This window comes from Streptomyces fructofermentans (genome assembly GCF_014651055.1).
GTDB lineage: Bacteria > Actinomycetota > Actinomycetes > Streptomycetales > Streptomycetaceae > Streptomyces > Streptomyces fructofermentans.
The window spans coordinates 1-8843 of record NZ_BMWD01000062.1 but is presented as its reverse complement, the minus strand read 5'-3'; the positions used below and the strand labels follow the sequence as shown (position 1 = coordinate 8843).

Here is an 8843-nt window from a genome sequence, read left to right as displayed (position 1 = left end):
GCATAAACTGCTCGCTGCTTGATCAACTCACGCCGTGTTGCAACGATCCCTCGAATCCACCCGGTCGGCCCGACCACCAGCCCGACCACGCACCAGCCGTAGGCCGGTGAGCCCACCCTGTCCGGCCGTACGTTCCCCGACCAGTGACCGTAGTCCCGCCTTCTCGCACCTCCAGTGACCGGACGCGCAGACGGACACCATCCGGCCGCCGCGGGCGGCTGCGCATCCCAGCGCCCGGCTCTGCGCACGGGCGCAACCCAGCACCGTGCGCAGGTTGCGCACTCCTATGCGCAACCCGCCTGCGCACACCGCTGGTTCGGCTGCGCAGAGTGCCGCTGCGCACCCTGATCCGACCGCTGCGCATCACATGCGCAGCGTCAGGGAAGTGGTGGTCGGCCCGACCATGACGTGACGGAAGCCAGCGCGGTGACGCGTAGCTGCGCCCAGATCCCTCTCGCCGCTGACAGCCCATGGCACCGGCGGCCTTCGTCCCTACCGGGCAGGTCGGCGACGCGCAGGCCTTCGCAGACCCGATGGCCCACCAGCGTGTCCCCGCCGACGACCTCGCAGCCACCGGGGGTGCCTGCGGCCTAGCTGAACCCGGAAGCCACCAGCCACACCAGCATGACCGCACCCAACGTCAGTGCGGCCACCAGCCCGAGTCCCATCAATCCGAACAGCGCAGCGAGGCCCCCGATCACCGGCACCGCGACGAGGCCAAGGATAAACAGTGAGCTTGCGCCCGAGTTGTCGTCGGGGTCGCACAGGCAGAAGAACGCAAAGAGAGCGACTTCGATGACGAACGTGACGCCGAGGATGACCACCCAAGGACCTTGTGACACGGCCACGATCGACATCTGGAAGATCGCGAACCTTCACCCATCGAACATCCGCCCGACTGCCGGGCGAAGTCCGCGGAGGCAGCTGCGTCCCCCGCTGTCCGGCAGAACTCTCTTCCATGCAGGAAGCCGTCGGCGCTGCCGCTGCCCCTGATCGCAGGCCCGCTGCGCTCCACGGCACGGTGATGCACCGCGCTCCTCGGCGGGATCGGCGCCACCGCCCGGCCGCGCGCCACACCCCTGGTCCGACAGCCACGGTGGTCGCAGTGCTGGGCGGGCGCGTTGTCCGATCGTGACCGATGGTCGGGGCCGGTGGCCGTCCCTTCGGTCGGGGCCCGTGGGTGAGCTGGAGTCATGGACCTTGCGCCCGTCGCCCCACCCTGTGACCCTGGCCGGCCCGCACCCGTACGCCAGAGCAACCACGGCCGCGCGCTCACCGCGCGCGGACAGTCGCGATGACCCGCTTCGGGGCGGGAGTCCGCCGTGGGGCAATGGCAGCAGACGCGTTCACCCAGATCGCCAACAGCCTGTTCCGCGACGCGAGCCTCTCCTTCAAGGCGAAGGGCATCTTCGGCTGCATCAGCACCCACGTCGTCGGCTGGCACGTCACCGTCGCCGACTTGGTGCGCGCCGGACCCGACGGGCGGGACGCCGTCCGGGCAGGCCTGAGCGAACTGCAAAACCGCGGCTACCTCGTGCGCGAACAGCTCCGGAACGCCAACGGGACGCTCGGCGACATCGTCTACTCGATCACTGACCGCCCGGCCGGCTGCGACCCCGCCGTGCTCGCACAGCCGCCCGGCACACCGTCCGGCGCACCCGCACACGAAGCGGCGGCCGTCTCCGCGGCGGGGATCCGCCGTGGCGTGATGGCGGCAGGCGCGTTCACCCAGATCGCCAACAGCCTGCTCCGCGACAGCCAACTGTCGTTCAAGGCACGAGGCCTGTTCGGGCTCGTCAGCACCCACCGGGACGGCTGGCGGATGAGCGTGCAAGCCCTGGCACGCTGTGGCCGCGAGGGCGAAGCAGCAGTGAAGAGCGGCCTCAAGGAACTGGAACGACACGGCCTTCTGCTGCGCGAACGCGAACGCAACCCCGACGGCACCCTCGGCGCCGCCGTGTACGTCATCACCGACCTGCCCAGCCCGTCCCACCGCAGGTCGCAGCCGACGTCGGGTTTTCCATCAGTGGACAACCCGACGTCGGCTGATCACCCCACTAAGAACACCATCGTTCAGAAGACCACCCAGCAGAACACCAGCCCCCTCCGTCCCCGGGGCGACAACGACGTCGCCCACACACCCGGCGGGACGGACCGGCCGCGTACGGCAGCACCGCCAGCAGCTTTTCCCGCCGCGGATGAACTGCACCCGGGGATCCGCCTGCTGCTCGACATCGGCGCCCATCACCCTGAACTGCTGCTGACCGGCAAGGCACTGACTGATCAGGGCCGCGTCGCGACCGTGATGATGGACGGCGGCTGGAGCCCGCAGCAGCTGCGCCACATCATCACCGGCCGGCCCCTGCCCCACCCGGTGCGCACCTCGGTCGCCGCGATCATCGCCGCCCGGCTCCGCGCCGCCCAGGCCTACCCACCCCCTGCCCTGGCAGTGCACCAGCACGATCTGCCCCCGTGGGACGCGCCAGCCGCACCCGAGCGGGCGTCGGCGACCGCGGCTGCCGCGCGCACCGTCACAGAGGCCCTGACCTACCGGGCCCTGGTCGAATGCGCCGGCTGCGGCCATCCCGCCACCGCCCCGGGCGAAGACCTCTGCCCTGCCTGCCTGGGCTGGCCGCCCTGCCGCATCTGCCCCGGTCCCACACCCCGGCGCGCCCACCCCCACGGCGACGGCCGCTGCACCACCTGCACCACCGCATCAGCCCGCCTGCTGGAAGGAAGCACCCGATGAGCGACCGCACCCCACGCACGGCAGGAAACGCTCCATCACTGATCCCCTTCGCCCAGCGACCACAACGCTGGAAGCGACAGCAGTCCCGCGCACAACGCGGCGGGCATGTCGTCTGCGGCCCGGACTGCAGCGGCTGCGCGCCCGTCGTGATCCGCGAACGGACCGGATGGGGATGGATCGACTGGACCGTCCCCGCCGACGGCAGCCCACCCGACCAGGCGCACCGCATCGCCGTGTTCACCCCGCACCCCACACGCGCCCAGCGCACAGGGCTGCGCTGGCTGGCCCGGCGCCCCACGCACCGGATCCGCCTGGGCCCACTGACCGCACGCCCCGCCACCGCCGGCACGGCCGCCCTCGGCCTGGTCCTCGGGCTACTCGCGCTCGCCCGCGGCATTCCAGCCGCAGTTGTGCTGCCGGCGGCGGCGCTGGCGGTCCTGCTCGCCGAGCACCTGCCGGACGCACTGGACGCTCGCGCCGGCGAACACGCCCGAACCGTCGAAGGCGAAGCCGCCTGCCGCTTCCTGCAGCGCCTCGCCGCCTGGCACACCCACCTCACCCACGCAGACCCTGGCGGCGACCCGTACGTGTTGCGCCGGGCAGCCGAGATCGGCCGGCACACGCTGTGGGACGCCGCCGAGCTGCTCCACACCCACGACACCCGCACCGTGTCGGACCAACTCATTGCCTGCGAACAGCTGATGGTCCAACTCGCGGATCAGATTGGCCGCCGCGCGCCAGAGCACACCCGCACCCAGGACGCACCCGCCGACGCCCACCCGGCGCACCCGCACGCCCGCCCGTTGGGCCCCTACCCGCCCGGCACCCGGCGAACGGCACACCCGACGCCAAAGCCCCCGCCCGCTTCCCCAACCTTGAAGGGATTCCACGCCATGACCACCCGACCCGACACCACCACCCGCACCGCGGACGTGTATCTGCTGTTCGCGCACGAGCCGTACTACCCCGGCCCCGGCACCCAAGAGATCAACACGACCCTGGTGGCCGCAGCCTCCCTGCTCCACCCCACGGTGGCGCAGCCCGACGGCGCCCGGATCCACGACCGCCTCACCCGCGGGCGCCGACACCAGGAGATCGTCCCGCTGGCCACCCTCACCCACGAACTGGACGGCGGCGCCGACTGGCCGACCGTCGGGGACTGGGAACGCGTCACCGCGGACTTGGTCGGCCTGGTCCGGGCGGGGGAGTGCGATGCCCTCAGCCTGGGCCTGCCGGAGATCGCCCGCGCCCTTGTTTGCACCGGGCCACACAGCCAGGTGCGCTCCTACGACCAGGCAGCCGACGAGTTCCTCGCCCACGGGCCCACCGACCGAGCCCAGGTCCTGGCCAAGGTCGACCTGTTCCTCACCCCGCTCGTGGCAGAACGGCAACTGTGGCCCGGCAACGGCCTGCTGCCCCCGCTTGCCGCACGCGAGAACAATGACGAGCCCGGTACGCCGAGGTACTGGCCCTACGCGTAGGAGACGACGAAAAGCTGCTGGTCGAAGGAACGCCAGAGGGACGACCGGGTCGCCCAACGCGGAGCCCGGCCATCCCCCTGCCCGGCGCTGCCAGCACCCCGCTCCGGGCACCGGCCTGAGGCGGGCTGATCCGCTGAGACGAATGGGCGGGATCTCGGCCATTTTCATTCGGGGCACAGGAAGCGGGTGGAGGCAGCTGGGGCACAGGGACAGCTCGCGGATGTGCCACAGCACTGCAGATGGACGGCCGTTGGTTCCAGCGACGGACTGGCGTAGATGAGCTGGTCTGTTCCGGAGGAGTGCGGACGTCTGAGGGTGTCGTGTGCGGGCGCTTGGCGGGTTTGGGGTCGTGCCGCAGCCCGGCTGGTGATCATTTGGGGGGCCTGTCAGTGCCGACTGTTACACCTTGGCCAGCTGGGTTTGGTCGAACCGGCTGCCTTCCACGAAGCAGAGATCTGCCTTGCTTTCCTGCCCGATCGGGGTCTGGCACGGCATCACCCCGCAGGTGCGGAGAGCAGGGAACGCGACCACGTGGGCTTTGACCTGGCGGGATCATCCCTGCGCGCGCAGGGAGCAGGTAACGGCGGGCCGTAACTCCAGGCGGTCAGCTGGGACCATCCCCGCGGGTGCGGGGAGCAGTCGCGGGCCGCTTCGACCCTCGCCTGAGCGGCGGGACCATCCCCGCGGGTGCGGGGAGCAGTGGACGGTTTGCCAGGACCGGCCGGGGGTGGCGGGACCATCCCCGCGGGTGCGGGGAGCAGGGTCCGTACGAAACCGCATGCAGGCCGAGGCCGGGACCATCCCCGCGGGTGCGGGGAGCAGCTCGCCGACCTCGGGCACCCGGACCCGCTGTCGGGACCATCCCCGCGGGTGCGGGGAGCAGCAGCTGTTTCGCCAGGGCGTAGACGCTGCCGAGGGACCATCCCCGCGGGTGCGGGGAGCAGAGCGCACCCACCACGTCCAGGCGGCCGGACATGGGACCATCCCCGCGGGTGCGGGGAGCAGAAACTACAGAGGGTTACTTCGTAACCCAAAGGGGGACCATCCCCGCGGGTGCGGGGAGCAGCCGGACCGGCTGCACACGTCCTGTTGCGTGAGGGGACCATCCCCGCGGGTGCGGGGAGCAGAGCGGTGCATGCGCATTGCGCACTGCGGAAGCGGGACCATCCCCGCGGGTGCGGGGAGCAGCAGAGTGCGACCTGGTCGATGTGCATGACCGAGGGACCATCCCCGCGGGTGCGGGGAGCAGGCCGCCGCCGGCTTGAAGGCGGAGCAGGAGGGACCATCCCCGCGGGTGCGGGGAGCAGGCCACGACCGCCGGCAACGGCGCCGCGACCGCGGGACCATCCCCGCGGGTGCGGGGAGCAGACGGGCGCCTACCGGAAATGGCTGATCGCCGAAGGACCATCCCCGCGGGTGCGGGGAGCAGATCACCTGGTAACGGCCGTGCGCGCCGATTCCGGGACCATCCCCGCGGGTGCGGGGAGCAGCCGGACGCGTCCGCGACCACGGTCGCGGACGTGGGACCATCCCCGCGGGTGCGGGGAGCAGGCATTTCCACGGACACCTGGGTGAGCGTCCACGGGACCATCCCCGCGGGTGCGGGGAGCAGCTCCAGCTCGCGTTCGGCGACGTCCTGGAGGCGGGACCATCCCCGCGGGTGCGGGGAGCAGCATGTCGGCGGCACTGCCCGGGGACTGATCCTGGGACCATCCCCGCGGGTGCGGGGAGCAGACGGTCGCCTGCCCGCTGCCGCCCGTCAGCACGGGACCATCCCCGCGGGTGCGGGGAGCAGATGGACCCGGAGAACCAGGTCGCCCCGAGCAGGGACCATCCCCGCGGGTGCGGGGAGCAGTCCCGGACGTACCGGTCCCGCAGCTCGCTGTAGGGACCATCCCCGCGGGTGCGGGGAGCAGACTGCGCGACCTGCGGGTTTACCCGGCCCGAGGCAGGTTTTCACACACTTTCGCCAATTCCGGCAATTCGACCATAGGTGGCATAGGGTTCCATGAGCTCCGCGATGAATCGGTCATTCTATTGGCGAAGGGATCGCGGTGGTGCGCTAACTGACTGTTTTCTGTCTGGGCGTTTGATCGGCAGGGGCTGGAACGGGGGCCCTGGTTCTTGCGATGTTTGGCCGCTTCCGTCGGCGGCCTGGGTCTGGGGCGGCGGCCACCTCGTGCCTGCGCTACCGTCCACTTCTTCAGGTTTGTCCTTCAACATCACTGCCGCGACACTTCTTTGTCCCCACGTTTGTGCCGCCATCGGCTCGAAGTCCAGAGTCAGACATCGTGCCCTCCGGTCATGGGAGGTGTGGTGCGGCTTGCGGGGACTGCCGCACCTCGAACCGCGGTCGGATGGGGGCTATGGTCGCGCTGTGGGGTGGTTGGCTCTGGGGTGGGGAATCGGGCTGTTGGCCGCACTGGTGGCGCTCTTTGGTCTTACGGTGTTGCGGGGTGCCCCCTATGTTCCTACTCTGCCGCGCCAGATTCAGTTGGTGCTCGAGCAACTGCCTCCGGGTAGCACCATCCTGGACTTGGGGAGCGGCGACGGGGCTCTGCTTGTGGCTGCGGCCCGGCGCGGCTTTGAAGCCCGCGGGTTCGAGATCAACCCGGTGCTGTGGCTGGTGTCCCGGGTGAGGTGCCGGCGGTACCGCGGGCAGGTCAGGGTTCGCTGGTGCGACTACTGGTCGGTGCCTGTACCGGAGGTTGTCGACAGTGTGTACGTCTTCACCGCTGGCCCGTATGCGGCCCGCCTCGCGCGCAAGTTGGAGGCTGAGGTGCAAGGGCGGGCGAAACCGCTGCAGGTCATCAGCTACGGGTTTCCGATACCCGGCCGCGAACCGCTCGTACGCGTCGGCGGGCTGTTCGTCTACCGCTACGGCGACGAGTGATCACCCTCGGCAATCCGATGCATGGTCAGGCTCCGCGGACTTCTGAAAGCGTCAGTGGGCCGCAAGCGGGGCGAGTGAATTGACCTACGGCGCCCGTGTTTTCGACGCTCACCGTCCCCAGAGTGCCGGGGCGCCGCGCCGTAGCCCGCCTTGAGGGGCGTGTTGCACGTCACATTTCATGTTGGTGCGGTCGGGACGCTCTCAGAAGACATGACCGACATCAACAACTCCGAGTCCCTACCCGAACTGCCGTTCGGTGAAGAAGCAGAACAGCTTTCGCGCGTCGAAAGGCTGCAGCAGCCGGGTGGGAGCCATGGGTCGCAGAGGCAGAACGAGATGACCGGCTTGGTGCTGCTCATCAACACGGTCTTGGGTGGACTCGGTACGTTGTACGCAACGACCAAGTCCGCCAGGATCACACTGGCAGCAGCGCTGCTCGTGTTCTTGATCGTCGTCGTGGTCCTCATCGTCAGGCGCGTGGTCGTGCCCGGCGACGAGCCGCAGGGGGAGGACGGCAGGGGTGGGAAGTGAGGCGGAAGACTATGAAGTCTTCTTCGCGAACCAGTACCCGAAGGTCGTGGCCATGCTGATCTTCTATCGCGGATTCGCGCCCCAGATAGCGGAGGATGCCACCGCAGAAGCTATGACGAGGCTGCTCATGCAATGGGAGAAGGTCCAGACGCCGAAAGCATGGGTACGGACGGTCGCTGTCCGAGTAGCAGTCCGACTGGCCTCACGTCAGCACTCTGCTCTACCGGACACCGACGTTGCCGACCGTCAGGTCGCCGACGACCTCGCCGCGGCGGAGCTGGCCCTGATGACCGGGGCCGCCGTGAAGTCTCTGCCGCCACGTCAGCAAGCAGTCATGACACTCACCCTCGCCGACCTGAAGCCCGAGGAGATCGCCCAAGTCCTCGGTTGCACGCCGGAACAGGCCCGCAGCAATCTCGCCCATGCGCGCCGCGCCCTGCGACACATGCTCGGAACGGAGGAGGCATGACAACGGATCCCACACACGGTGGCGAAGCGACCGAGCCCGACGCAGGCTACGCGCGCGTCGTCGCGCACTACTCGGTCCCGGAGACCGTCGCTGCCGCGCTGGAGCGCGTCAAGGCGGAGGCCCGGCGCCGCGAGAAGGCCAGGGAACTGGTCGCCCGCGCACGAGGCGGTCTACTGCACAACCGCACGGTCCGCGAGATTGCCGGCTACTTCCGCGACGCCGACCGCGGCCGGGTCGACCTGCTGCAGGTGGCGGAAGCCACCGGCATCCCACTCAGCGACACCCGCCAGGTCCTGCGCGAGTTCGTCGACGCTGCTCTGCTGCACGAGTACGAGGAGCCGGACGGGCAACAGGTACGGCGCTCCTACGAACTTGCCGACGGTGCTCGAGGCGGCATCACCGAGGTCGTTGTGGAGACCGAGGCCGCAGCACGACAGGGGCGGCACGCAGGCCAGGAGGAGGGAAGCTGGGCACCTGACTGGCTGCCATGGGGGCGGGCCCGATGACCCTGAGCGTGCTGACTGCCATCATCGGTCTCATCCCGGGAATCCTTTGGTTCGCCCTGGTGGTCTCAGTGGTGCAGATCCCGCGTGCCGGCTTCTTGTACGTCGTGTCTGGCGGCGACTCGGGCCACGTGTCCGCAGCCAAGAACAGAATTGAGGGGCCTCGCGTTTTCCGGACGGGCTTCTGACCGTTTATTTCATGCGGCGATTCGCAACT

The 8843-nt window shown here is 69.7% G+C and carries 7 protein-coding genes and 1 CRISPR repeat array; of the genes, 6 read left to right on the top strand and 1 reads right to left on the bottom strand.

Going from position 1 to position 8843, the window contains the following annotated elements; all coding sequences use genetic code 11:
• Positions 1 to 590: 590 nt before the first annotated feature.
• Positions 591 to 857 carry a hypothetical protein gene (locus tag IE265_RS37845; protein ID WP_190040341.1) on the bottom strand — a complete coding sequence of 89 codons (267 nt, stop codon included), beginning with the start codon at positions 855 to 857 and terminating at the stop codon, positions 591 to 593.
• A gap of 437 nt (positions 858 to 1294) precedes the next feature.
• On the opposite strand from IE265_RS37845, the gene IE265_RS37840 reads away from it, so the two are divergent.
• The 6 genes from IE265_RS37840 to IE265_RS37815 all read left to right on the top strand — a co-directional run bounded on the left by IE265_RS37840 (position 1295) and on the right by IE265_RS37815 (position 8629).
• Complete coding sequence (locus IE265_RS37840) at positions 1295 to 2749, top strand: hypothetical protein (protein WP_190040340.1); 1455 nt, start codon at positions 1295 to 1297, stop codon at positions 2747 to 2749.
• On the top strand, positions 2746 to 4230 hold the full coding sequence (locus tag IE265_RS38900) for a hypothetical protein (protein WP_229916961.1): 1485 nt from the start codon (positions 2746 to 2748) through the stop codon (positions 4228 to 4230). The genes IE265_RS37840 and IE265_RS38900 overlap by 4 nt, the downstream gene beginning before the upstream one ends.
• 548 nt (positions 4231 to 4778) lie before the next feature.
• A CRISPR array of direct repeats spans positions 4779 to 6146; the repeat unit is 29 nt; unit sequence GGGACCATCCCCGCGGGTGCGGGGAGCAG.
• Positions 6147 to 6727: 581 nt separating this feature from the next.
• Positions 6728 to 7123 (top strand): SAM-dependent methyltransferase, encoded by a 396-nt coding sequence (locus IE265_RS37830; protein WP_190040339.1) that lies wholly within the window; start codon positions 6728 to 6730, stop codon positions 7121 to 7123.
• A gap of 210 nt (positions 7124 to 7333) precedes the next feature.
• Complete coding sequence (locus IE265_RS37825) at positions 7334 to 7654, top strand: hypothetical protein (RefSeq protein ID WP_190040338.1); 321 nt, start codon at positions 7334 to 7336, stop codon at positions 7652 to 7654.
• Entirely contained in the window at positions 7644 to 8123 is a 480-nt protein-coding gene (locus IE265_RS37820) for an RNA polymerase sigma factor (RefSeq protein ID WP_190040337.1), read from the top strand. The genes IE265_RS37825 and IE265_RS37820 overlap by 11 nt, the downstream gene beginning before the upstream one ends.
• Positions 8120 to 8629, top strand: coding sequence for a MerR family transcriptional regulator (locus tag IE265_RS37815; protein ID WP_190040336.1), 510 nt, complete (start codon positions 8120 to 8122; stop codon positions 8627 to 8629). The genes IE265_RS37820 and IE265_RS37815 overlap by 4 nt, the downstream gene beginning before the upstream one ends.
• The last annotated feature ends 214 nt before the right edge of the window (positions 8630 to 8843 follow it).